This window comes from Agarivorans sp. B2Z047 (genome assembly GCF_023373605.1).
Classification (GTDB): Bacteria; Pseudomonadota; Gammaproteobacteria; order Enterobacterales; family Celerinatantimonadaceae; genus Agarivorans; species Agarivorans albus.
On the sequence record NZ_CP088080.1, the window covers coordinates 3518333 to 3542541 of the forward strand.

Consider the following 24209-nt stretch of genomic DNA (forward strand, 5'->3'; position numbering starts at 1 on the left):
TGTACCACTGAACTCGGTTTAGCCCAATATTATGTTTCAGTTATTGCCTAAAAAATACCAAACCGTGAGCTAACATCAATTGAGTAAATTAACAGCTTTTCACTTACGCATAGTTTACTATTTAGAAAAGAGATCCCTAGTTACCACTGCGGTAAAACGCCTGGATAATCGAACGCTATTACACCAAGGACGTAAAATGGCCATAAGCTTACTAAAACAAATTATTCCGAACAAAAAGCTATTACTCAAGCTTGCCTCCGCTAGCTTTCTATCCATTAGCCTTTTTAACAATAGTGGCTGCGCAAATACCGCAGAAGGCGCTGGAACAGGCGCTTTGGCCGGCGCTGCTGGCGGTTTAGTCTCAGGCTTAATTTGGGACGGCGATCCTTTAGAATCGGCAGCGAGAGGCGCAGCGGTAGGTGCAGCATCAGGCGCTGCAGTAGGGGCAGTACAAGATGCTAAACAAAGCTCTGCAAAGGAAGCACCACAACAAACTACTCAAAACAGCACTAATCAACTACCCAGCAAAGGACAGCTTATTGCAGCGATTGGAGAACCAGCTGTTGACGGTATAGTTGCATTAGCTAAATGTGATTACTCTAGCGCTTTAAATAAAGCTCAGTTGTCAAAGGCCGCCAGCGAGCCACATTACCAAGAAGCTGGGGTGTGGCTAGAAGCGCTTAGCTATGCCGAAACAGGAGATGTTGATAAGTTAAATGCCAGTTATGCAGAGATTATCAAGCTGGACAAACAAGTGAGCAATGTACTAGAAGCTCAAACCGAACTGTCAGAAAGCTTAACTAAACTGAAACAGATTAGACTCGAACACAACCTTCCAGAAAGTTGTTCGTAGTTCTAATTGGTTCTTTAACAAGCTGAAACAATAGCTCTAAAAAGAATAATTTTGAAGCTAGCTTTAAAAATCTAAAGCTAACTATAAACAAAAAAGCTGTTGGAAGTTAAGTCCGATAAAGTACCTTAACCACATGCCAGCCGTGCTTAGTTTTTACTAGGTGCGGCACAAGTATTTCGCCACTAAAGCATACCTTGTCAAACTGCGGCACCATTTGTCCGCGCCGAAACTCACCTAAATCACCGCCCTTTTTTCCTGAAGGACAAGTAGAGTACTTTTTGGCTAAGGTTTGAAATTTCGCGCCCTTCTTAAGCTGCTTGATGATATCTTCAGCTTGCTCTTTATGTTTAACCAAAATATGTAAAGCTGCTGCCGTTCTAGCCAAAATAATGCTCTCTTTTAAAAAACCAACAATGTACCTAAATTCCCCTCGTCGATAAACCTTAATATAGCCAGTTAAGGATATTTGCCATGGCTAACTTCGGTTACAAAACAAACAAGCGAGCTAGAAAGCTAATACGATGCTTTCAGCATAAAAGCTCTAATGATAAGCTGTAACTCACTAACTGACCTAGGCAATGGAAATGCGCTTAAGTAAACTATTATTACTAGTCTTTTTAGCTCTTCAAATCCTCGGCTGCACCCAAGACTATAAGAGCGGTAAAGAGCTCATCGACATCGCCATTAACGGCCTACCCGACTCTCACCTAACAGAAGAAGAACGCCTTAATTTAGGGTTTGCAGCAATATACGTTAAGTATGGTCAGCACCCCAAAACCTATATTGCTTTAGCTAAAGCAATTGAAGATGAAAGAGTATGGGCAGCGAGTGATGGTATAACCATCGTCACCCGTCATGGTCAAATCGTACGTACCGATGGACTACCCTTCTCCAGCAGCGGCGTTTACTTCACTAAAGAAAACCCTTTTGAGGTTGGTTTGTTATCTACTAGCGAAGGTATCGATTATTTAGCTAAGCGGGACTTCATCAGTGCAGGCATGTTTGGCGTAACCAGTCATTCGCGCTTCTCCGTCAAAGAGTCATCCAGCCACTTTGTTGCTGGAAAAGAGCGGCAGCTACAAAAAGTCACCGAATATATACATATCCCCGACTTAGATTTTCAGGCTGAAAACCACTATTGGGTAGAACAAAACAATAATAAGCAAATCGTTTGGCGCTCCGAGCAACAACTAGGCCCAGACCAACCCAGATTGCTTTTGGAAAGCCTATTACCTTACTTCGATGACATTTAGTAAATAATGTGAACAACCAAGGAAGATCTAACCATGCGCATAAAGCGTAACGCCGCTTCAAAAAGTATTCTCCGATCTAGCAGCAAACTGTTTAGTCAAAGAGCTTTTGGCATCTGGTGCCTAATATTATTCGCAAGTTCCAGCTTCGCTAACGAAGCACAAGTAGCGGACAAACCAACCATTTCTGTCGTTGTTGAGCAAGGTCATTTACCAAGTAAAAGTTACTCCCTTGAGCAAGGAGCCCGCTTAAGTAACCTGCTCACGCAGATAAGCCTAAGCAAAAATGATTATTGGTATGCGACTGCGTGGTTAAGAAAAAACAACAAACTTAATTATCAGCAAAAGAAAACCGAGCTTACAGCACTGATATCCGAGCAGATTAAGCTTAAGAATAAACACCAACAGCAATGGGAGCTGGTACTAGAAAATGTATCAGCGATTAAACCCAGTGACCGCTTAGTAACACCGGTTCACCCAGATAGAGTGTTTGCCGACAAAAAATCAAACTTTCTGCTGCAAAACGGCGATACTTTGCTCATACCCTCTCGCCCTAACTTCGTGGCTATTGCTGGACTAACAAAACAATCCCAGCGGCCCCATAAAGCAACTCAAGATCTATTAAATTATCTTGAGAACAGCTCAGCGCTCCCTTTAGCGGACAATAGTTATGTTTGGCTGATTAAGCCCGATACAAGCATTGAAAAATTGCCCATAGCGTATTGGAATAAACGAGAGCCTAGGTTTATTGCCCCTGGCAGCACAATTTATGTGCCAGCAAAAGAGCAAACATTTAGTAACGATTACCAAGCCATCAATCAGCTCTACCTTGAGCTATTACAAAACCAGATAATAGGAACACGCCAAGGTGAGTAAGCAATTGAATAAGCGTTACGCCCAAAAACAACTCACACTAGCCGTGCTTGGAGCGCTTTGTTATCAAACCAATGCTATCGCCACACCAAGCCAGTCAGACTTTGGTGGCGTGGGACTAATGCAAATGCCTACCGCGCGCATGAGTCCAGAAGGTGAATTCGCTTTTAATGTAAATTACGTAGACCCTTATATTCGTGGCGCGATTGCAGTAACCCCCGTTCCTTGGTTCGAAGGCGTTATTCGTTATACAGCCGTTGAAAACCGTTTATATAGCCCCTACCCCGGCTACAGTGGTGATCAAAGTTATAAAGATAAAGGCTTCGACGCCAAATTTCGTTTATGGGAAGAGTCTTTCTACGTACCAGAGCTCGCAGTTGGTTTTCGTGATATTGGCGGAACCGGATTATTTGCTAGTGAGTACTTTGTAGCGAGTAAACGTTGGGGCGACTTAGATTTCACTCTCGGTTTAGGTTGGGGCTACTTATCCAATGGTAGCAGCTTAAGCAACCCATTGTGTAACATAACTGATGGTGCCTGTGAGAGACCAGGCAGAAAACCCGGAGACAACGGTGGAAAAATAGGAGCTGGCGATTTCTTTCGTGGCCCTAATGTCGGGGTTATTGCGGGCTTAGAGTACAGAACTCCTGTAGAAGGGCTGAGCTTAAAATTAGAATACGACCAAAACGATTATCAAAACGAAGCCCTAGACAACCAATTCACCCAAAGTTTTCCAGTAAACATAGGGGCAGTTTATCAGTGGGGGGATTACGTAAACCTTAACCTCGGTTACGAGCGTGGTAACACTCTAATGGCGGGGATAACGATTAGGACAAACTTTCAAACCGTACCGAATCAAATTAAACTAGACGCGCCACCCGAGCCCTTAGAGCAGCCAACCTTCAAGACGTCTGAGTATAACCCAGACGAACTTGCTAGCGCCTTATCAGATAATGCAGGCTTGGATGCCAGCCAAATCTTACTCAGTCAACAATCGGTCACAGTAACCGGTCAACAAAGCAAATATCGAGATAGAAAAGACGCGGATGATCGAATAGCTAGGGTATTAAATAATCGATTACCCGAGTCAGTGAGTGAATTTACGGTAATCGAAACCAATGAAAGCATACCGCTGTATCAAACAAGCCTTGACCGAGAGGCCTTTCTTACCAATGCTAACAATCAGCTTGAGCCAGGCGAAAGTGCCGAGTATGTAAATTCTAGTCCTGTAAAAGATCAGAAATTACAGGGTGAAGTAAGCACCACCGAAATAGAACGCACACCTTATAACGTTTCTCTCTACCCGGGGTTAACCCAGAGCTTTGGGAGCCCAGAGACATTTTACTTTTATGCCATTTCACTCCACTTAGCGGGTGAATATCAACTTACCGATAAGCTAAAACTAGATGGTATTGGCTCTTGGACCATTGCCAGTAACTACGACAAATTTAACTATACGGTTGATGACACAACAGGCGCTATCCCTCGCTCACGAACCTACATCAGGGAGTACTTAACAGCGAGTGACGTTGGTATTTCTAATCTTCAGCTCACCTATTTTGATAACTATGGCAAAAACCTTTATGCCCAGTATTACGGAGGTTATCTAGAGTTTATGTATGGCGGTGTGGGCGGCGAAGTACTCTACCGGCCATTTAATAGCTCAGTGGCTCTAGGCGTTGATTTAAACCGCGTAAAACAACGAGAATTTGATAGAAAATTTGGTTTTAGAGACTATGAGGTTACCACTGGTCACGCAGCATTATACTGGCAGAGCCCTTGGTACAACATTAATACTCAATTATCGGGTGGACAATACTTATCAGGTGATAGAGGCTTTACCGTAGACCTATCAAGAGAGTTTGACAATGGAACTATTGCCGGCATATTTTTTACCAAAACAAATGTGAGTGCTGAGGACTACGGCGAAGGGAGTTTTAATAAAGGATTTTACATAAAAATCCCATTCGACATGATGCTTACGCGCTCAAGCACCAAGTATGCTGCGTTTAACTGGACCCCTCTCACCCGTGATGGTGGTCAAAAGCTTATACGTAAATACAGCCTTTATGACATAACAAAACCTAAGAGTAAAAATAGCGTATCTACTCACTTTGAATAGATGACTTTTAAGCAACAAAAAAGGCGCAGTAGCGCCTTTTTTGTTGCTTAAGTCATAACGACCTTAATCGCTACCAAACAGATCGCGGGTATACACTTTATCAGCTACATCTTTAATATCATCTACCATACGGTTGGCGATAATTACATCACAGCTTTGTTTGAACTCTGCTAAATCGCGATACACCTTTGAGTGGAAAAACTCATCTTCTTCCATCACTGGTTCATAAATCACTACCTCAATACCCTTAGCTTTAATGCGTTTCATAATGCCTTGAATACTCGAGGCTCTAAAGTTATCGGAGCCGAACTTCATAATTAAGCGATATACCCCAACTCGCTCTGGGTTACGCTTTACAATTGATTCAGCGATAAAGTCTTTACGGGTAGTATTAGCATCCACAATTGCACCAATAATGTTATTAGGTACATCTTTATAGTTAGCCAGTAACTGCTTAGTATCTTTAGGTAAACAGTAACCACCATAGCCAAACGAAGGGTTGTTATAGTGATTACCTATACGCGGGTCTAAACCTACGCCTTCAATAATATGACGGCTATCTAACCCATGGGTTTCAGCATAAGTGTCTAACTCATTAAAGTAAGCTACACGAAGCGCTAAGTAAGTATTAGCAAACAATTTAATCGCTTCTGCCTCGGTAGAATCAGTAAGCAGTACATCGATGTCTTCTTTTACGGCACCTTCAACCAATAAATCGGCAAATACTTGCGCACGCTCAGACTCTTCCCCCACCACTATTCGAGAAGGGTGCAAATTATCATGAAGTGCTCTGCCCTCACGTAAAAATTCCGGTGAGAAAATAATGTTATCTACGCCAAACTTTTCACGTACAGATTTAGTGTACCCCACTGGCACGGTTGATTTAATCACCATCACCGCTTGCGGGTTTACTTCCAATACATCTGAAATCACAGCTTCAACAGATTTAGTATTAAAGTAGTTAGTCTCAGGATCATAGTCCGTAGGAGTGGAAATAATAACATAATCCGCATCTTGATAAGCCTGTTGCTTATCCAGCGTAGCGGTAAAGCTTAACGACTTATTCTCCAAAAAATCTTCAATTTCTGCATCTGCGATAGGTGATTGCTTGGTGTTAAGTAAAGCGATTTTTTCAGGAACAATATCCACAGCAACAACTTCGTGGTGCTGAGCAAGCAGCATCGCATTTGATAAGCCAACATAACCAGTGCCAGCAATAGCAACTTTCATAAACTTCCTTTTCCAAAAACTTGTTTAAATACAGTTCTAAATACTTATTTATTTTAAATAATAGTCTTTATACCACTCGACAAATCGTTCCACACCTTGCTGAATGCCCACTTTAGGCTTATAGCCAGTCGCTTCAAATAGCTCGGTAGTATCTGCCCAAGTGTTATAAACATCACCTGGCTGCATAGGCAAAAACACCTTATTTGCGTCTTTCCCTGTCGCCTTCTCTATGGCTCGAATAAAGTCCATTAACTTAACAGGTGCCCCGTTACCAATATTATACAAAGCATAAGGTGCGCTGCTTTGATTTGGCTCTTTATAAGAGCTACATACGGAACCACTTGGAATAAGAGCTTGGACTCGCATTACTCCTTCAACAATATCGTCGATATAGGTAAAGTCTCTTGAGAGGTCACCATTGTTGTAAACATCAATGGTGGTTCCTTCCAATATGGCTTTAGTGAACTTAAAGGGAGCCATATCCGGTCTTCCCCATGGACCATAAACCGTAAAGAATCTCAAGCCTGTAGTTGGTAAACCGAACAAGTGTGAATAGGTATGTGAGGTCAGCTCGTTAGCGCGTTTTGTGGCTGCATACAGTGAAACGGGATGGTCAACAGGATCTTTTACGGAGAAGGGCAACTTATTGTTCATGCCATAAACAGAGCTGCTTGAAGCATAAACCAAATGTTCAACATTGTATTTACTGCATCCTTCTAATATATCTATATGCCCAGCGAGATTTGCATCCGCATATCGATGTGGATTCTCTAAAGAATACCTAACCCCTGCTTGTGCACCTAAATGGATAACTCGTTGAAACTGTTGCTCGGCGAACAATTGATCAATGGCTTCTCGATCAAATAAATCGATAGTGTAGAAACTAAATAAAGAGTAGTTTTTTAAACGCTCTAATCGCGCTAGCTTTAAGTTAACATCATAATAATTATTTAGGTTATCTATTCCAACAACCTCATGCCCTTCTTCACATAAGCGCTTAGCAACATGAAAACCTATAAACCCAGCAGCACCGGTTACCAAATACTTCATAGCACCTTCAGTTAAAAATAAAGCTAGTTGATACAACTAGCTTTATTCAAAAATCCAATTACAGAAACGAGAACCGTTAGTCTACTCGATTAACGTTCAACTATAAAACTGATTGAGCCTGCTAACAAAAGCATCAAGCTGCACTTTAGGTAATTTGTTAATCCCAGCAGCAGCTTTTCTGCCTCCGCCAGTTACAAACTCACTGCACACCTCATCAGCACCAGTTTTATTTTTAAGGGGAGCTCGTACACTAATAAGGTAAGTATCATCTCCACTGTCACTCACTACCGCATGTGCCTTGTTTGGATGCTGATTAGCTAGGTAATTACCAAATACCCCACTTACGCGTCGACTCCACTGCTGGTTTGGCAACAAGTAAACTTCTGAGGCATCCGTATTAGCGATACACTCAGCTGCTTCCGCCTTAGTCATATCTTGCTGATAAGCTTGTTGTAGCAACGCAAAAGGTGAGTTGTCAGCTGCTATTGCGTCAAATGGGTTTTGATAAGGCAACAACATTTCAAATAATGTTGCCGGTGGTATATGCAAATCACTTACAGTAGCACCATAGCCATTATAATTAATTAAAGTACCAAACTCCTTTAATTGTTCTCGCTGAGAAGTGCTTAATTTAGCGGCATCTGCTAGCTGTTCGGCCTTCGCTATCAAATTATCGCCATAGGCGGCAGTAATCGCCCACAAATGAAACCTTCCGTTTAAGTAAGCGTCCACAAGAAGCGCAGTACAAACATTCGGGTCCATATCAATATGAGCATCTAACAAATCATGTTTAGGTATTTCACCGGGGCGATGATGGTCAAAGTATTGAACAGTAGCTCCAGCCTCTAAAGCTTGTACCAACCCTTTAATGTTTTTTTCCATTGAGATATCTAACACTGTGACATCGCAATCAGCAGTGTATTTAAGCGCTTTCATTAATTGAATATCACGCTTAACACCAGTTACAAGTTGGCTGTCTCTTGGCTCAGCTAAGCGTAGCTGCAGTAAGGCGATGATGCCGTCAGCATCTCCGTTAAATATATCTATATAATTCAAAACGTCTTCCTATTGAAGCAACAGTCGTTAGCTAATAATTCCTGATTGTTCTAGGGCAGCAATCACTTCGGCAGCACATTCTTCAATGGTTTTACCATCAGTTTTAACATGAATATCTGGACTAGTAGGGATTTCGTAAGCGGAGTCAATACCGGTAAAATGTTTTATCTCTCCAGCGCGCGCTTTTTTATACAGGCCCTTAGGGTCGCGCTGCTCACATACCTCGAGTGGTGTATCGATAAAGACTTCAAAAAACTCTCCGCCAGACAACTGATTACGCACCAAATCTCGGTCAGCTTTGAAAGGAGAAATAAAAGCGGTTGATACAACTAAACCAGCATCAACAAACAACTTAGCCACTTCACCAATGCGGCGAATGTTTTCTACCCGGTCTTTATCAGAAAAACCTAAATCACCATTTAAACCGTGGCGTACATTGTCACCATCTAATACATAGGTATGAACCTTTCTTTTATGTAATAAATGGTCAACAGCGTTAGCAACCGTAGACTTACCAGACCCACTTAAGCCGGTAAACCATAAAACACAGGGTTTATGTTGTTTCACTTCAGAACGAGCATCACGGCTTACACTATGAGCATGCCAAACAACATTTTCGCTTTTAGTATCCATAACAACCTCAAAAAATTAAAATTCAATCCCACTAAACGACTTGTATATATCTACGTCAAGGGAAACATAATAGGTACTAAGGTTAACACCACCAATGCATAAACTAATGCAACTGGGAAACCCACCTTCACAAAATCAATCAAACGGTAACGACCTGCGTTATACACCATTAAATTAGTCTGATAACCATAAGGGCTAACAAAACTAGCGCTAGCGCCAAATGCAACAATCATTGTAAAGGCCATAGGGTTAGCATCAACCGCTAAGGCAAAGCCATAAGCAATCGGGAACATCAACGCTGCGGCCGCATTATTGGTGACTAGTTCAGTGAGTAACCAAGTCAATAAATAAACAACAAATAACGACACCAAAATAAATCTAGGATCGCTAATGTGACCAAAAGCGTTTTCTAGTAACCCAACTAAGCCAGAATTATGTAGAGCCTGAGACAAAGTCAAGGCTGCCGCTACTATTAACCAAATTTCTTTTGGGAATCTGCGTAATATTTCGCTGGGTGTTAAACAACCTGTAAATAACAGTAAACCTAATAGCAGAAACATCACTTTAAAGAGTGGTACAACGCCAATGGCAGCTAATGCTACAGCCCCAAAAAAACCGCCAATTGAAACCCATTCTTTAAGACCACTTAAGCGACTCTCGGCTTCTACACCACTAACCAAAATAAAGTTTTTACTTAGGTTATTCCTATTTTTGTAATCACTACCCACCGCTAAGACCAGAAAGTCTCCGGCCTGCAGAACCGCATCACCGAGCTTTCCAGAAATTCTGTGCCCATCTCTACGGATAGCAACTACCGCAGCATCAAACTGTGCTCGAAATCCGGCACTTTTTAGGGTTTTACCACTTAACATGCTCTCAGGTCGAATCACAACTTCAGTAAGGTTAGAGCCAAGTAAACCATTAGAGTCAGCAAACATTTTTAAGCCCGAGAACTGACTAAGTTGCATTAACTTGGTAATATCACCACTAAATACCAAACGGTCACCTTCTTCGAGTATTTCATCCGGTGCTACAGGACTAATGAGCTTGTTTCGGCGGACAATTTCTACCAAAAACAGCGACTCTAAATGCCTTAAACCATTGTCTTCTACACTACGCCCTATTAACCCCGATTCAGCCTGAACTTTTGCATCAATAAAATAGCTATGAAAATCGATCTCTTCCATTTGGTGGTTAGGTAAAAAACGAGAACTAAACGCTAATGTTACCCCGCAGGCAATTACCGCAACTAATCCAATAATCGTAAAATCGAAGAAGCCTAATGATGCGCCACTGGTATCGATAAGTAAGCTATTAACGATAAGGTTAGTTGAAGTACCAATGAGTGTTAGTGTGCCGCCCAAAATTGCCGCATACGAAAGAGGAAGTAACAACTTACTTGGATTATGATTAGGATTATTACGTATAGGCGCCAATAAAGTCGCCACCACCGCAGTGTTATTCAGTGCCGCAGAAGCAAGCACTGTTACACTATACAACCGTAACCATGTCTCTTTTAACGAAGGCTTAATGATCGAGGATGCTACTAAGCGTAGTAAGCGCGTTTTTTCTAATGCAATAGAACACAGCATCAGCAACGCCAAAGTAAGCAAACCAGGGTTCGCGACACTATCGATGAGCTGTTCCGAAGACACCAGGTTACTGATGTACAAAAACAACATAACCCCACCAAATACTTTGGTCGGGTTATGTTGATAACGGATCAGTGCTGCGATGGTACTAGCAAACGTTGCTAGTACCAATAATGCTTGCCAAGACATTATTTTAGAAACTCACTCAAATCCTTTGCGTCCCAGTGTGGAAAATGTTTTCTAATTAAAGCATTTAACTCAACTTCAAAGGCCGAGAAGTGAGCATTAGACTTAGCTTCATCTAAAGAGCCTTTACCAGTAATCATACCCGCACCAACAGTTACATTATTGATTCTGTCGATAATGATAAATGAACCAGTCCCCTGTGCTTTAGTGTAGGCATCAAAGGCTACCTGCTGACTAAACTGCACCTGACAGTGACCAATCTCGTTAAGATTTAAGCGAACAGAGTCTTTGTGCTCTAAGGTATTCACATCAATTTGATAATCAATACTATCTACTGAGCCTGAAGTTGTCTTTGTAGCGAGTTTAAAGTCGTATTGCTTATTGGGAATCAATGGCTCTTCGGCCATCCATACGACGGTTGCCTCAACACTGCTAGCAACGACCGGTTGGTTGTTAGTATGCACCAACATATTACCGCGACTTGCATCGATCTCATCTTCTAAGGTGAGGGTAACAGCCATTGGCGCAAAAGCTTCTTCGAGCTCACCATCAAACGTAACTATCGATTTTACTTTAGAAACTTTACCAGAAGGCAAAGACATCACTTCGTCACCTTTACGTACTACGCCGGAGCTAATGGTTCCACAGAAGCCACGAAAATCTAAGTTAGGACGATTTACATACTGAACAGGGAAACGAAAGTCTTCAAAGTTTAGGCCTGAAGTGATAGGAGCAGTTTCTAACATTGCCATCAAAGTTTCACCGTGATACCAAGGGCTCAACTCACTGCGCTCTACAACATTGTCGCCATTAAGAGCCGAAATAGGCACAAACTTAATGCTATCAATATTTAGGTTTTCAGCAAACTTTTGATATTCCGCTTTAATTTCTTCAAAGCGCTCTTCGGCAAAATCAACGAGGTCCATTTTGTTAATGGCTACTACAACTTGCTTGATACCTAAGGACGAAACGATAAAGCTATGGCGACGAGTTTGAACTTGTACTCCATAGCGGGCGTCAATCATCACAATCGCTAATTCACAATTAGATGCACCCGTCGCCATATTACGAGTATATTGCTCGTGTCCTGGAGTATCAGCAATAATAAATTTACGCTTATCGGTAGAAAAGTAACGATAGGCAACATCAATAGTAATGCCTTGCTCACGCTCCGATTGCAAACCGTCTACTAATAAGGCTAAATCAAACTCCCCATCGGTAGTATTAAAGCGCTTAGAATCATTCTTGATAGTGGCTAACTGATCTTCAAAAATCATCTTTGAGTCGTGGAGAAGACGTCCAATTAAGGTACTTTTACCATCATCTACACTGCCACAGGTTAACAAGCGTAACAGTTGTTTTTGTTCGTGTTGGTGCAAATATTCTTCAATGTCTGAAGCAATTAAATCTGATTGGTGTGACATATTTTCCTCACTTTAAGTTAGCCTGATTTAGCTAACTTAGAGTCTAAATTCTAAATAGAGTTGTTAACAAAACCTTTGGATAAGATAGGCTAAAAATAGCCTTCCATTTTCTTCTTCTCCATGGAACCGGCGCTATCGTGGTCGATAACACGACCTTGACGCTCAGAGGTCTTAGTCAATAACATCTCTTGAATCACATCTTGTAGCGTGTCGGCTTCTGACTCCACTGCACCAGTTAGGGGGTAACAACCAAGGGTTCTAAAACGAACCATTTTGTGTTGAATTTCACTTTCTTCAACAGGCATACGGTCATCATCAACCATAATTAGAGTACCGTCACGCTCAACGACCGGGCGCTTTGCGGCAAGATACAGAGGTACAATCTCAATATTCTCTAGGTAAATATATTGCCAGATATCAAGCTCAGTCCAGTTAGATAAAGGGAATACACGAATACTTTCACCTTTATTAACTTTAGAATTATAAGTATTCCAAAGCTCCGGACGTTGTGATTTAGGATCCCAACGGTGATTTTTATCACGGAAAGAGTAAACACGCTCTTTAGCGCGAGACTTCTCTTCATCACGACGAGCACCACCAAAGGCGGCATCAAACTGATACTTGTCTAGCGCTTGTTTCAAACCCTGAGTTTTCATTACATCTGTATGGGTAGCACTACCATGAGTAAATGGGCCGATACCCATTTCTAAGCCTTCAGGATTTTTGTGAACGAGTAACTCGAAATCATATTTCTCAGCCATATGATCGCGAAATGCAATCATCTCTTTAAATTTCCAGTCCGTATCTACGTGTAACAACGGAAAAGGAATCTTACCTGGATAAAAAGCCTTGCGAGCTAAATGCAACATAACCGCTGAATCTTTACCTACGGAGTAAAGCATTACTGGGTTATCAAATTCTGCAGCAACTTCGCGGATAATATGAATACTCTCAGCCTCGAGAGCTTTGAGATGAGTTAAATTAAAATTGTCCATTAATGTTTAAGCTCTTTATTCCAATAAATCATTAAGAAATTAGTCACGCTTAGATTACGTGATTTCCTGTAAAACCTCTAGGTAGCGCGCTATAACTTTATTGACGCAGAAATAACGTTGCATTCTAAGGCGCCCTTTATCGCCCATGACTATTCGTTGGGCATGGCTTAGGTCAGCAATGTCATTAACCGCTAAAGCGAGAGAAGCGACGCTTTGTGGCTGACAGAGGTAACCTGTCTCACCATCTTCAACAGTTTCTCTGCACCCGACATTATCGGTGGTAATAATAGGCTTAGCCATAGCCGCAGCTTCTAATAGGCTGCGAGGTACTCCTTCACGATAGTAAGAAGGTAAAACAACACAGTCGCATTTCCCCACAATACTTGGCACATCATCGGAAGAGCCTAAATAATTGATAAAGCCCTTAGTATGCCAAGCGTTTACTTCATCCAAGCTGATTGAGTTAGGGCTAGATGGCTCAGGAATACCGAGCAGTTGAAACTCTACATCGTCTCTTCGACGCTTAACTGCTTCCGCAGTCTGCACGTATTCGCGAATACCTTTTTGGTTAAGTAGCCTAGCGACTAAAATAAAGCGAACCACGCCATCATTTGGAGCTTCAGTCGCACGAAACTTGTCCAAGTTTATTCCAGATCCAGGAATGCGACTGGTTTTAGCTGCAGTGACATAGTCGCCATCTATAAATATATTTCGATCGTCTTCATTTTGAAAAAGTACGTGATGGGCCTTAGGTTGACTATGTTTTAATAAGCCTCTCACCACCCGATTCAACAAATTGTCTGAGCTAAAACTAGTGCCTAAGCCAGTAATATTATTTATCACCGGAATATTTAAACTACTCGCAGCGATGGTGCTATACACATTTAGTTTTGGCGTATAGTTAAAAACTACAATTGGCGCGATAGAGCGATATAAGCGCTTAATTTGTAGCAAACTGGCAAAATCAACAAAAGGGTTTGTGCCGCGGCGACTTAGCTTAAGCCCGTGATGCTGAATTCCCATAGCCAACAGTTTGCTGGTATGTTCATCTAAAGGAGAAACTACATGAACCTGCCACCCCTCATCCATCAGGCGTTGCATTAAGCCTTGGTGAAAATTGTATAAGTACCAAGAAGTGTTTGCAGCAAATACACAGTTTTTTAAATATCTAGAGTCAGTCAAAGGTCACCCGACCATTTGCGTATACAAACTAATTTTCTCATTAATCGTTGCTCCTTCTGGCCTGAATCGCCTTGCAACTTTCATCAATGACAAAGACAGCTCCACATTTGTATCCTCTAGGGCAATAGCGGCATTCCTGAACAGGTCAATATCATTTTTTGTGATTTGTTTAAAGTCTTTACTTAAAAAAAGATCATAGGCAGACTTCACCTTTATTAATTTTACATTAGTCAATAATCTTTTAAGCGTTTCTATTTCGCTATCATCAGCATCTGCAATCAGTTTAAGTACGCTCTCAAAACGTTTTAATACAAATTTTTGTCCCTTTGCCTGAACATCATACAAAGAGTACTTATCAAAAAACGAACGCCTAAACTCATCGTAATTTCTAAACTCAGTATCTGCGATTTCAAACTGAAGACCATTCCTCTTGCCAAAATATCCAGTGCGATTATCTTTAAAAACTGAAGTTTTTTGCTTTACTGCTTTAGGTCGCCCACGACCTAATAAGGACACATATTCAGTTTCACTTCGATACATTCGATGCAAAACAAAATATGGTTTGAGGTTACCACACAATTCTGAAGAAAGGATTCGACCGTTATCTAAACCTTTAAATTTAAACTCCGAGTTATCAGCCAACCTATAAGCTGCATCTCCCGAATATATATTGTGCGCACTCAGACGAGCGTCTTTTAATCCAGTTGAGTAAAGAGATTTAACAAATCTTAGTTTTTTTCCTGAAATTACTTGTCTAAATGCCGGTAGAAATGCCTTAGATTCTGCGTATCCCTCAAACCACTCGAAGGAAATAACATTACCATCAATAGAATTGATACATTCCCCAATACTAGAATTAAAATCTTTTGGAGTCCAAAATTCATCAATGTCTAAACACAAAACATGTGTAACGCCATCAATATGCGCAGAGTCGTAAGCATGTTGATATATTCTTTCCTGAGGCTTAGGTAAGCCATCTTGGAAAAAAGAATCACCATTTAAAAACCTTACGCTTTCTAGATTAGCCATAGCGGCGCTGAGCTCTGACGTATTATCACTAGTGTTATTTACATAAACATCTATTAAATCAATGCCGAAATACAGGTGATGTGATATCCAATCACCCAGATATGCAGCTTCATCTTTAGCGATAGCGACTAGTTTAATTTTCATACTTTAAAACCTCAATGAACGCATTTAGAAGAGCTTAGTAAACCCAAATGTCACTATATTTTTTTTTAGACCACTCTGCTCTATCACGTACAAAGTCTCTAAATACATTCCTATTGGAGCCAGTGAAAAAGTTATCGATAGCGGCTAACTCCCCTTTAGTTACTAAAATACTATTTGCTGATTCAGTATCTCTTTTTCTATCGATTTCTTCTAAAACGCTATCTACTATTTCTTTATATTTTCCAGGTTGATTTACGTTCCTAGTTCTTTGTTGAATCAGAGAGAGTGAATCTATTGGTAGCGATTTGTTTATAACCGAGGTGGTTGAGCTACATTCTTTAAGCTTGAACAAACTAAGAAAACGATCAACGATATCTTTGTCATAATCTAATACGGTTACATTTTCTTTACCAAGCACCTTAGCCCATCGATTTAACTGAGTAAAATAATTGAACTTTTGAAAATTATTAATCGCAAGCTGGAAAAAGCTTGCTTTCAATCTAACCTGAGGATCCTTAATTAATTGATTATACAAAGATAAAAATACTTCAGACTGCTGCCGGATGGTGGCAATCACCTCAACTCTCTCGAATTTCTTTACCCAATTGTTAAATTTGGGGTTAGCCAAATAAAAAGGGGATAACTCAGATGAGATTAAAGCACTACAGCATTGCTCCGCTAACATTTCGTCATCAACAAGATCTAATACTTGCGGCACACTATACTTTGCAGGGTAGCCATGTATTGGTGAAAATGCTAAAGCAAAGTGGTGGTGGGCTTGATCATTCATTTGAAGGGTCTTTGAATACAAGATACCCTGTCTTGACAACTCTGAGAAATTTTCATTTAAATGATATTGAATTGCAGATGTTCCGGTTTTGGACCACCCAATATGTAAGTATAGGGTTTCATATTTCATTACGTTTCATTCACCTAAAAATGGAAAGCGACCAAAACTACTCACTAGCGGGCCCCATTTCATAATTTGTTGTTCATCTAAACCATCGACTGTAAACGGGTTATGCCAACCAGCTGCTTGCCATTTATCAATCGGGTTTAAGATATGCATATTCTGTAAACCAAAGTCACCGGGGATTTGAGCATCCGCTACAACATTGTCACCAATGTGAATAAAGCTATCTGCAGGTGCTACCAGGGTCTTAAGTTTCTTCCACATACTACCGTTATCTTTACGCAACCCAAGCTCGCTAGATACATATAACTGGTAGCCATGCGACAAGCCTACTTTTTTAAGCATTCGCGTTATTTGCGGTTCTGAGTAATAAGTATCGGATACCACCAGTACGTTTTTACCAGCCAAAATCAAATTATTGGCAATTTCGACCATTTCATCTTTTGACTCAATCATGTCTAGGTCAAAGGCAAACTCAAGCTCGGAATACTCTGCCGCAAGCTGTTCACTCCAGTTAAAGGTGCTAGCTAAAGCCTGATAGGTCTCCGCTATACTTACGTCACCTACAAAATTTTTCGCTTTTCTTACTTCAAACTCGGCGATATTTCGTTGCTTTACAAAATCTTTAGCGTTGCTTATTTTACCTTGCTCGCATAAGTAATTAGCCAATTTGAGTTTGGCATAATCAGGCACAAAGTACTTACGCTGTACTAAAGTATCAAAAACATCAAAAGAAATAGTAGAAAACGGTGCTAATTGATTAGCTATTCCTTCAGCTGTATTTACATAATTTGCAAGCACAAAAGATTGGTCATGCGTAAAGGCACCTAAAGGTGGATAATAAAATAGCTGTTTGTAACCATTTTTTTCTGCTAATAAGCCAATGCAACGCTCTAGAGCATGTAGTTCTGAGCCGTCGTTTGGTAAAGGCTCAGCAGGGAACTCTTCGTAACTAAAGTCTGCGTCAAATAGCTGCTTTAAGGCCTGCGGTTTTGCCCAAAACATACCGCCCACTGGGTAAGCCAAAAAATCACTCTCTAAAGACAAATCCCACTGCTTAACCCAACGGCTACTATGTGGTTTATTTTTTAGCCAATGGTTTACCCAATTTGGCATCATCCAAAAAGAGGTAGGGTAATAAATGCCACAATCAGGATCGTTGTCAAAATGAGCAAACATACGCTTAAGTACAGCTTTGTCCTTAAGCAAATACTCTCCTAAATAGTCAGCCCATTGGCGCTGTTCACGCCCAGAGTACAAAGACTTTTTAGAGTGCATATGACAAAGCAAATCGTAGTTAAGCAATTGTTTACCAAACTCCACTAACATAGGGCCAAAATTTCGCCCTCTGTTTGGTACTACTTCGGTAACTACTTTGTTAACCGTAGTTAGCTTAGACAATTGTTGCTGTGCTTTGGTGTCTATACCTTGTTTGCCCACACTAACAAATACGTCTATTTGCCCAGGGAAATCTACCAAACAACTAGCGTAGTAATCAATAAAATCTTCATAAAATACATGAAAGCAAAGCGCGATTTTTTTATCGGATTTTTTACTTATGGGCAACTGTTGTTCCATTTGGTCACTTGGCCGCCATTTAGGCGAAGCAGGCATAGATACCCTTCCCTCGCTGTGGCCATGTTTTAAATAGTGAGCAAGTGGGTTAATCCCAGCGTGATAGATATCTACATTACATTTTTGATAGATTTCAGTGTCAAAAGCGGGGCTAGGATTAACATTAGAAAACATTGACTTATGCAAGTAATCGGCGAATGCTAGCTCTTCAGTTACAAACTTAGAGCGCTGGTGATCGTTATACCAATCTAAATCGAAATGGCCATGTTGTTTAGCCAGAGCAAGCAAACCAAGCTCTGTTTTTCCTCGATATCTTATACGTGTTGGGATACTTCTTAGGTAATAGTTCGCACCACGAATACGCCTTTTTAATGAGCGTAAAATAGAAAAAAAAGAGGGGTATTGGTGCTTAATGTATGACTTAAAACTCATTATCGTAATCCGAAAAACTGTAGCGGATCGACGGTGCCGTTACCAGCAACATCATCGTCTATGGTGAACAAGGGCCATAAAGCTCTAGGTATCATATTAGGTTTAGCAACGTGTTGATTTAGGGTCTGCTCCACCTCGTTAGCTGTAAACGATACCTGATGCTTAGCGGCATGAATCACATAATCGATTGCGCCTTGCATAACTTGCTCTAATTCATGTATGTATTTTTGAGCATTAACCTTTCTGCCATAGTAGTACTCAAAATCACCATGAGGTAAAGGGCTATGACGTATATCCTGAAACTGGCCATTTGGGGACGTTAATAGGGCTTCCAAAAACATCGAACGGTCTAATGGTAGGTATCCATCACCCATGCTAACCGACTCTTTTAAATAGCCCTTCATTGCGGCTGTTTGGCCATATACGTAATTCAACCCGGGTTTTGAAGCAATTAAATAATGACCATTCGATGGCTTTTCAAGTAACAAACTAAGTAGCTTTTGAATTGTACCGGAGTACCCTAAATCAACAATATTTAATGTAGTCTGTTCGGTTAATCCTATGCTTTGTAAATAAGCAAGGTAGGCTGACTTAGTAGGGGCGATGATCTTACCCAACAGCTTAGCTTGAGAATTAAGTAGTTTACTCACCTTTTCGTAGTCATTAGGTAAACTAATAAAGGTAGTTTGTATCTTTTTATCGAAATACTGCTGAATAGTGGCATTACTAATCATAAAACGCGTACGCAATAAATCATAGAACGAGCCACTAAACTGCCCTTTCAGCGAGAACTCATAACTACGGTCATCATCTAGCAACAAGCGAAACATAAAGGCCCTCGAGGCCAACATAAAATGGCTTTTGCTGTTTTGGCCAATAGCTTGCTGGTACTCTTGGTACATTCTCTCTAAAAAGTAGCCTTCTCTTGCCAAGAAATACAACGGTTCTTTTTGTTGCGCTAATTGCTCACAAAAGAACACTCCTACAGGGCCCAAAAAGTTGGTGCCAAATTGCCGTAAACTAGCACCTCTCATTTTCGCTCCAATAAAATAAAACAATAAAAAAATGCATGGCCATTATTACTTGCCATTACTTTGAATTGACAAAATAGTATCTAGCTCCAATATGCTTGAAATAGTCGATATCGCAATTGATGATGGCTGAGATTGAAGAGGAGCAATCCAAATTGCATCAAGGCCCGCATTTACAGCACCTTCAACATCACATTGATGTGAATCTCCGACGTGAAGGACTTCATTACCAAAGCACCTAAAGTTATTAAGTAGCTTATTGAAAATAGTAGGGTGTGGCTTTTGATGTGGTTCTAAACCACCAACTAATACATAATCTACGAGAGCGTCCATTTCAACTCTCTCTAGTTTTGGTAGCTGTGAGAATGCAGGGCCATTAGTGATAACAGCGAGTAGGTATCCTTCTGTTCTAAGTTTTAGTAGAACATCTTTAGCACCAGCGAAAAAGTCAAAAGCTTTTAGTCGCTCTCTATCAAATGTGATTTGTAATAATTCGACTAACTGCTTATTAGGAGATATAACGCCATGTTGACGCAACAAAAAATCAAGTAAATTAAGTCTATATTGCGCCTCAGTACAATCAGCACTTAAAGTGGAGTAAAGTGGCTCTGGTAACTTTCTATAGACTCCTTCTAAATAATCATTCGAAAACCTAAAGGAGTCTACGACTAGTCCGCTATTCGAAATAACGTGCTCAAATGCGTCATACCCCTTAGCATTGGCTGAGTCGGTGTCACATAAAGTATGGTCTAAATCAAAAGATATAACTTTATACATTGAGTTACTTCTTCACCACACCAACTAATTTTCCAGCTTCCAGCACTAGCAGTCTATTTATCTTGTTATTTTCCATAATATTATATGCTTCAGCCATCAAGTCATACTGCTCTAGATAAAACGGTGAAGTTGACATTATTTCTCGAGAAGTCAATCTCGCAAAGTTTTCAAACTTCATATCTAGAGCTCGTCGTAAATCCCCATCAGAGATCAAGCCAATGACTAAGCCTCGATGATCAACAACTACGGCTAAACCTAATTGACCTTCAGTGATGATGGATATAACTTGTTTGATAGAAGCCCCTGCAGAAACAATGGGCAAGCTTTCTGTCACCATTTCATCTTTTACTCGGTGCAACAGCTTTTTACCTAAACTGCCTCCTGGATGAAACCTAGCAAAATTTTCCGGTTTAAAATTTCGAGCATCCATTAAAGAAACCGCGATTGCATCCCCCATAGCTAAGGTTGCGGTTGTCGAAGATGTAGGGGCAAGCTGCAAAGGGCAAGCTTCTTCAGGGACTGATATATTTAGATGGTAATGACTGCACTTAGCCAATGTAGAATTGGGGTTACCAGTTAATGAAATTAGCTTGTTTTTGTTTTCTCGCAAAAATGGAAGTAACTTTAATACTTCTTCAGTTTCTCCTGAATTTGAGATAGCCAAAAATACATCGTCTGGAGTAACCATACCCAAATCGCCATGGAAGGCTTCACCAGGGTGCATAAAAAAGCTAGGAGTACCTGTACTTGCAAGAGTAGCTGCAATTTTTTTCCCGACTATTCCTGATTTCCCCATACCGCAAATTACAGTGCGCCCAGACGTATTCAATATCGCATTTATCGACGAATCAAAGCTATCATCTATTAGCTTTTTCAAATTTAATAAAGCCTCGGCTTCTATATCGAAAACGCGATTGGCACTAGGTATATAAGACATTATTTAACACTCTTCAAAAAATTTTTTTATTGCGGTAAAGTCTTCGAGGGTATCTACTCCGTGTGGAGGGGCAGTGTCTACAACCCCTACTTGAATAGCCATTCCCGACTCTAGAGCTCTTAACTGTTCTAAAGATTCATGCTTTTCCAGATTCGACATTGGTAAAGATGCAATTCTCTTAAGGGACCGAACTCTATAAGCATAAAGGCCTATATGCCTGAAATAGGAATTTGAAGATATCGAGAAGGCACTATCTACACCAAAATCTTCCCTATTCCAAGGGATAGGAGCCCGACTAAAATACAAAGCCCTACCATTACTTGCCTTGACAACCTTAACAACATTTGGATTAAAAACGCTGGTTTGGTCTCTAATTTCACAACATAGTGTTGCTAGCCCTGCTTCTTCGTCTTTAACCAATAGCTCTACTACTTGTTTAATTAGCTCGTAGGGAATTAAAGGCTCATCGCCTTGCAAGTTAACAACGATATCATCCTTTCCGAATCCCATTATTGTTGCTGCTTCAGCTAAACGATCAGTACCACTTTCATGATCTGTACTGGTCAATACAGCCCTACCGCCAAACCTTTTAACTTCTTTAGCAATGTCAATATGGTCTGTTGCAACCATTATCGATTTGTAACCAGACTCTATCGCTCGCTGATAAACGTGCCAAATCATTGGCTTATCGTTCAGTTTCAATAAAGGTTTACCGGGTAACCTACTAGAAGAATATCTAGCAGGTATTACGACATGAACATTTTCCATCAACATCCCGTATCTAGAACTGGCATTGATTTTACGACATCATCCACGGCTTTTACTTGCTTCAGAAAATCTTCAAGTAACGCTAAAGGCAGTGCACTTGGGCCATCACATTTAGCATTCTTAGGGTCAGGGTGAGCTTCTAAGAAAAGGCCGGCTATTCTAGTTGCTACACCCGCTAACGCTAAATCAGTTACCTGTGAACGGCGCCCGCCTGACGCCTCAGCTGAGGAATCTCTAGTTTGAAGAGCATGTGTTACATCAAATATAATGGGTTTATCACCGCTAACTTTCTTCATAACCCCTATACCCAACATGTCAACAACCAAATTATCGTAGCCAAGCAGTGTACCTCGGTCACAAAGCATCACATTTTCATTGCCTGCTTCGGCAAACTTATCAACTATGTTTTTCATTTGCCCAGGGCTTAGAAATTGTGGCTTCTTAATGTTGATAGGCTTACCTGACTTAGCCAATGCAACAACTAAATCAGTTTGCCGAGCAAGAAACGCAGGTAATTGCAGCACATTAGCGACCTCCGCAACGGCTGGAACTTGCCAAGGTTCATGCACATCTGTAATAACGGGAATATCTAATTGAGATTTAATCTCTTGTAAGATACGCAAGCCATCATCGAGACCAGGCCCTCGATAAGAATGTATAGATGAGCGATTAGCTTTATCAAAAGAACCTTTGAATATTAATTGGATACCTAACTTATCAGTGACAACTTTATAATGCTCGGCAGTCCTCAAGGAAAAATCCAGTGATTCTAAAACATTAACTCCACCAAACAGCTGGATCGCACTCTCATTACTTAAATTTTTCACTAAATAGTCCCACTATTCATCTACTAAAACGCAACATTTCATTATATTGCCCTTTTACTTTGTTGGTATAACCAAAATCCTTGAGTTGTCCAAGGTACTCTGTTTTAAGACCAACTTCGTCAGCTAAATCAATATAAAACTGCCTTTCCTTTTTATAAAAAGGAAATCCTTTCCAAGCTTTAGAGTTATTATCTCCAAAAAGGGTATTAATATTCATAAAGCAAGAGCCATTTTCCTCTAACCTTCGAGAAATGGCAGTAAACAAGTCTTTAACTAGTTCATCAGTTAAATGATAAGAAAGCTGAAAAGCCCATATAAAATCAAATTTGCCTAACAAACACTCCCCAAAGTCTCCACTTACGACTAAATTGGGCTTCTTTTGATCAAGAGAGAAACGAGTAATCAATTCCCTTCCCATTTCAATTGCTTTCGGCCGAATGTCAACTCCTGTATATTTTCCAGCTTCCAAATAATCAACCATTCGAACCCCTCCCCTTAAAACACCACAACCTATGTCGAGGAAAGTTGACTGCGGAGTAATTCCCACTATTTGTGTAAAGAAATCCAATTGAAATTTCGAACTTTCGTTCCATACTCCAGGAGGCCCAACCATCTCCTCGAAAAGAGCTTCGGTATTCGAGTCCAATTTAAAGCTTTTCAATTTATCACCTTAAAATTAAAACTAAATCCAACAACTAACAAAGCGTAAACATATAACTGAGTTCATGAGAACTTTTTCCGATATCCTGTCAACTGAAATTCATCATGGCAGTAATCATTAATTAACTCATAAACCTCGGTGTCAAAATACGAGCTTCTATTTTCATCGTAAGTTCTATTTAAAAAGGGAAGCTGTGTATCAGAGTCTAAAAATGGCAAATCTTTAAGTGATTCTTGTACACTTTCGAACTTAATCACTTTGTCAAAGTCATTCTCAAAAAAAGGAGCCTGAGATTTAAGGATCAAATACTTAGATTTATTTAACGAATAAAATCTTTTTTTATTCATGACGACCCACCTCAAAAAAGATTTAAAGTCATTTTTCAATCCTACAAGTGACATGTCTTCCACAAAGCCTTTAACATCCCCTCTCTCAAGACAGCACGACAAATACAGAGAGAGCATTCTATCATAAGGCTCTCTAACTACGATAAACTTGTAAAAATCGACAAATTCTTCACCCAAAACATGTTTATGATCACCAACTCGTTCTCCGCCATAAAATTCTGACATCAAGAGTTTATAAAATGATCTAGTCCCTGTTTTAGGGGTTGCAAAAAAAACGAATCGTTGTTTTCTAGAAATTAACATAAAGCCTACTTCGCGTCGG

The 24209-nt window shown here is 40.4% G+C and carries 23 protein-coding genes; 4 read left to right on the forward strand and 19 right to left on the reverse strand.

Annotated elements, in window-relative coordinates; translation table 11 throughout:
- Positions 1–196: 196 nt before the first annotated feature.
- Positions 197–853 carry a glycine zipper family protein gene (locus LQZ07_RS16035; protein ID WP_152781235.1) on the forward strand — a complete coding sequence of 219 codons (657 nt, stop codon included), beginning with the start codon at positions 197–199 and terminating at the stop codon, positions 851–853.
- Between the two features lie 106 nt (positions 854–959).
- Here the strand turns inward: LQZ07_RS16035 and ppiC are convergent, their stop codons facing one another.
- Positions 960–1238 (reverse strand): peptidylprolyl isomerase PpiC, encoded by a 279-nt coding sequence (gene ppiC, locus LQZ07_RS16040; RefSeq protein ID WP_152781237.1) that lies wholly within the window; start codon positions 1236–1238, stop codon positions 960–962.
- Between the two features lie 199 nt (positions 1239–1437).
- Between ppiC and LQZ07_RS16045 the strand changes: the two genes are divergently transcribed.
- From LQZ07_RS16045 to LQZ07_RS16055, 3 genes are read left to right on the forward strand one after another with little or no spacing between them, the layout of a single operon-like run.
- A complete protein-coding gene (locus tag LQZ07_RS16045; protein WP_194164092.1) occupies positions 1438–2106 on the forward strand; it encodes a YjbF family lipoprotein in 669 nt (222 codons plus the stop codon).
- Positions 2107–2139: 33 nt separating this feature from the next.
- Positions 2140–2979 carry a capsule biosynthesis GfcC family protein gene (locus tag LQZ07_RS16050; protein ID WP_152781241.1) on the forward strand — a complete coding sequence of 280 codons (840 nt, stop codon included), beginning with the start codon at positions 2140–2142 and terminating at the stop codon, positions 2977–2979.
- Positions 2972–5098: a YjbH domain-containing protein gene (locus tag LQZ07_RS16055; protein WP_152781243.1), complete on the forward strand. Its 2127-nt coding sequence runs from the start codon at positions 2972–2974 to the stop codon at positions 5096–5098. Before LQZ07_RS16050 ends, LQZ07_RS16055 begins: the two co-directional genes overlap by 8 nt.
- A 63-nt stretch (positions 5099–5161) precedes the next feature.
- Here LQZ07_RS16055 and LQZ07_RS16060 read toward each other — a convergent pair whose 3' ends face one another.
- The 18 genes from LQZ07_RS16060 to LQZ07_RS16145 form a co-directional block, all read right to left on the reverse strand.
- The gene (locus LQZ07_RS16060; protein ID WP_152781245.1) at positions 5162–6328 is read right to left on the reverse strand and encodes a nucleotide sugar dehydrogenase; all 1167 of its coding nucleotides are present in this window, start codon (positions 6326–6328) and stop codon (positions 5162–5164) included.
- A gap of 48 nt (positions 6329–6376) precedes the next feature.
- On the reverse strand, positions 6377–7378 hold the full coding sequence (locus LQZ07_RS16065; RefSeq protein WP_152781247.1) for an NAD-dependent epimerase: 1002 nt from the start codon (positions 7376–7378) through the stop codon (positions 6377–6379).
- Between the two features lie 96 nt (positions 7379–7474).
- Positions 7475–8434: a DHHA1 domain-containing protein gene (locus LQZ07_RS16070; protein ID WP_152781248.1), complete on the reverse strand. Its 960-nt coding sequence runs from the start codon at positions 8432–8434 to the stop codon at positions 7475–7477.
- A gap of 27 nt (positions 8435–8461) precedes the next feature.
- Entirely contained in the window at positions 8462–9067 is a 606-nt protein-coding gene (gene cysC / locus LQZ07_RS16075) for an adenylyl-sulfate kinase (protein ID WP_152781249.1), read from the reverse strand.
- Positions 9068–9117: 50 nt separating this feature from the next.
- Positions 9118–10848 (reverse strand): SLC13 family permease, encoded by a 1731-nt coding sequence (locus LQZ07_RS16080; RefSeq protein WP_152781250.1) that lies wholly within the window; start codon positions 10846–10848, stop codon positions 9118–9120.
- Positions 10848–12269, reverse strand: coding sequence for a sulfate adenylyltransferase subunit CysN (gene cysN, locus LQZ07_RS16085; RefSeq protein ID WP_152781251.1), 1422 nt, complete (start codon positions 12267–12269; stop codon positions 10848–10850). Before cysN ends, LQZ07_RS16080 begins: the two co-directional genes overlap by 1 nt.
- Before the next feature lie 89 nt (positions 12270–12358).
- Complete coding sequence (gene cysD, locus LQZ07_RS16090; protein WP_152781252.1) at positions 12359–13264, reverse strand: sulfate adenylyltransferase subunit CysD; 906 nt, start codon at positions 13262–13264, stop codon at positions 12359–12361.
- Positions 13265–13318: 54 nt separating this feature from the next.
- On the reverse strand, positions 13319–14446 hold the full coding sequence (locus tag LQZ07_RS16095; RefSeq protein WP_152781253.1) for a glycosyltransferase family 4 protein: 1128 nt from the start codon (positions 14444–14446) through the stop codon (positions 13319–13321).
- Between the two features lie 3 nt (positions 14447–14449).
- On the reverse strand, positions 14450–15619 hold the full coding sequence (locus LQZ07_RS16100; RefSeq protein WP_152781254.1) for a glycosyltransferase family 2 protein: 1170 nt from the start codon (positions 15617–15619) through the stop codon (positions 14450–14452).
- 34 nt (positions 15620–15653) lie between these two features.
- On the reverse strand, positions 15654–16538 hold the full coding sequence (locus LQZ07_RS16105; RefSeq protein WP_152781255.1) for a hypothetical protein: 885 nt from the start codon (positions 16536–16538) through the stop codon (positions 15654–15656).
- 6 nt (positions 16539–16544) lie between these two features.
- On the reverse strand, positions 16545–18539 hold the full coding sequence (locus tag LQZ07_RS16110; protein ID WP_152781256.1) for a rhamnan synthesis F family protein: 1995 nt from the start codon (positions 18537–18539) through the stop codon (positions 16545–16547).
- Positions 18539–19573: an HAD family hydrolase gene (locus LQZ07_RS16115; protein ID WP_227981221.1), complete on the reverse strand. Its 1035-nt coding sequence runs from the start codon at positions 19571–19573 to the stop codon at positions 18539–18541. Before LQZ07_RS16115 ends, LQZ07_RS16110 begins: the two co-directional genes overlap by 1 nt.
- 45 nt (positions 19574–19618) lie before the next feature.
- Complete coding sequence (locus tag LQZ07_RS16120) at positions 19619–20347, reverse strand: HAD family hydrolase (RefSeq protein WP_152781257.1); 729 nt, start codon at positions 20345–20347, stop codon at positions 19619–19621.
- A 4-nt stretch (positions 20348–20351) separates the two neighbouring features.
- Entirely contained in the window at positions 20352–21284 is a 933-nt protein-coding gene (locus LQZ07_RS16125) for an SIS domain-containing protein (RefSeq protein ID WP_152781258.1), read from the reverse strand.
- A 3-nt stretch (positions 21285–21287) separates the two neighbouring features.
- Positions 21288–22052 (reverse strand): 3-deoxy-manno-octulosonate cytidylyltransferase, encoded by a 765-nt coding sequence (gene kdsB / locus LQZ07_RS16130; RefSeq protein ID WP_152781259.1) that lies wholly within the window; start codon positions 22050–22052, stop codon positions 21288–21290.
- The gene (gene kdsA / locus LQZ07_RS16135; protein WP_249483203.1) at positions 22052–22879 is read right to left on the reverse strand and encodes a 3-deoxy-8-phosphooctulonate synthase; all 828 of its coding nucleotides are present in this window, start codon (positions 22877–22879) and stop codon (positions 22052–22054) included. The genes kdsB and kdsA overlap by 1 nt, the downstream gene beginning before the upstream one ends.
- Positions 22880–22895: 16 nt before the next feature.
- Entirely contained in the window at positions 22896–23540 is a 645-nt protein-coding gene (locus LQZ07_RS16140; protein ID WP_152781260.1) for a class I SAM-dependent methyltransferase, read from the reverse strand.
- Between the two features lie 62 nt (positions 23541–23602).
- The gene (locus LQZ07_RS16145) at positions 23603–24190 is read right to left on the reverse strand and encodes a sulfotransferase family 2 domain-containing protein (RefSeq protein WP_152781261.1); all 588 of its coding nucleotides are present in this window, start codon (positions 24188–24190) and stop codon (positions 23603–23605) included.
- Positions 24191–24209: the final 19 nt, after the last annotated feature.

Bases quoted from the DNA above. Each gene is read 5' to 3' on its own strand.
- LQZ07_RS16035 (WP_152781235.1), top strand. From the start codon at position 197: ATGGCCATAAGCTTACTAAAACAAATTATTCCGAACAAAAAGCTATTA.
- LQZ07_RS16045 (WP_194164092.1), top strand. From the start codon at position 1,438: ATGCGCTTAAGTAAACTATTATTACTAGTCTTTTTAGCTCTTCAAATC.
- LQZ07_RS16050 (WP_152781241.1), top strand. From the start codon at position 2,140: ATGCGCATAAAGCGTAACGCCGCTTCAAAAAGTATTCTCCGATCTAGC.
- LQZ07_RS16060 (WP_152781245.1), bottom strand. From the start codon at position 6,328: ATGAAAGTTGCTATTGCTGGCACTGGTTATGTTGGCTTATCAAATGCG.
- LQZ07_RS16065 (WP_152781247.1), bottom strand. From the start codon at position 7,378: ATGAAGTATTTGGTAACCGGTGCTGCTGGGTTTATAGGTTTTCATGTT.
- cysC (WP_152781249.1), bottom strand. From the start codon at position 9,067: ATGGATACTAAAAGCGAAAATGTTGTTTGGCATGCTCATAGTGTAAGC.
- LQZ07_RS16080 (WP_152781250.1), bottom strand. From the start codon at position 10,848: ATGTCTTGGCAAGCATTATTGGTACTAGCAACGTTTGCTAGTACCATC.
- cysN (WP_152781251.1), bottom strand. From the start codon at position 12,269: ATGTCACACCAATCAGATTTAATTGCTTCAGACATTGAAGAATATTTG.
- cysD (WP_152781252.1), bottom strand. From the start codon at position 13,264: ATGGACAATTTTAATTTAACTCATCTCAAAGCTCTCGAGGCTGAGAGT.
- LQZ07_RS16100 (WP_152781254.1), bottom strand. From the start codon at position 15,619: ATGAAAATTAAACTAGTCGCTATCGCTAAAGATGAAGCTGCATATCTG.
- LQZ07_RS16105 (WP_152781255.1), bottom strand. From the start codon at position 16,538: ATGAAATATGAAACCCTATACTTACATATTGGGTGGTCCAAAACCGGA.
- LQZ07_RS16110 (WP_152781256.1), bottom strand. From the start codon at position 18,539: ATGAGTTTTAAGTCATACATTAAGCACCAATACCCCTCTTTTTTTTCT.
- LQZ07_RS16115 (WP_227981221.1), bottom strand. From the start codon at position 19,573: ATGAGAGGTGCTAGTTTACGGCAATTTGGCACCAACTTTTTGGGCCCT.
- LQZ07_RS16120 (WP_152781257.1), bottom strand. From the start codon at position 20,347: ATGTATAAAGTTATATCTTTTGATTTAGACCATACTTTATGTGACACC.
- LQZ07_RS16125 (WP_152781258.1), bottom strand. From the start codon at position 21,284: ATGTCTTATATACCTAGTGCCAATCGCGTTTTCGATATAGAAGCCGAG.
- kdsB (WP_152781259.1), bottom strand. From the start codon at position 22,052: ATGGAAAATGTTCATGTCGTAATACCTGCTAGATATTCTTCTAGTAGG.
- LQZ07_RS16145 (WP_152781261.1), bottom strand. From the start codon at position 24,190: ATGTTAATTTCTAGAAAACAACGATTCGTTTTTTTTGCAACCCCTAAA.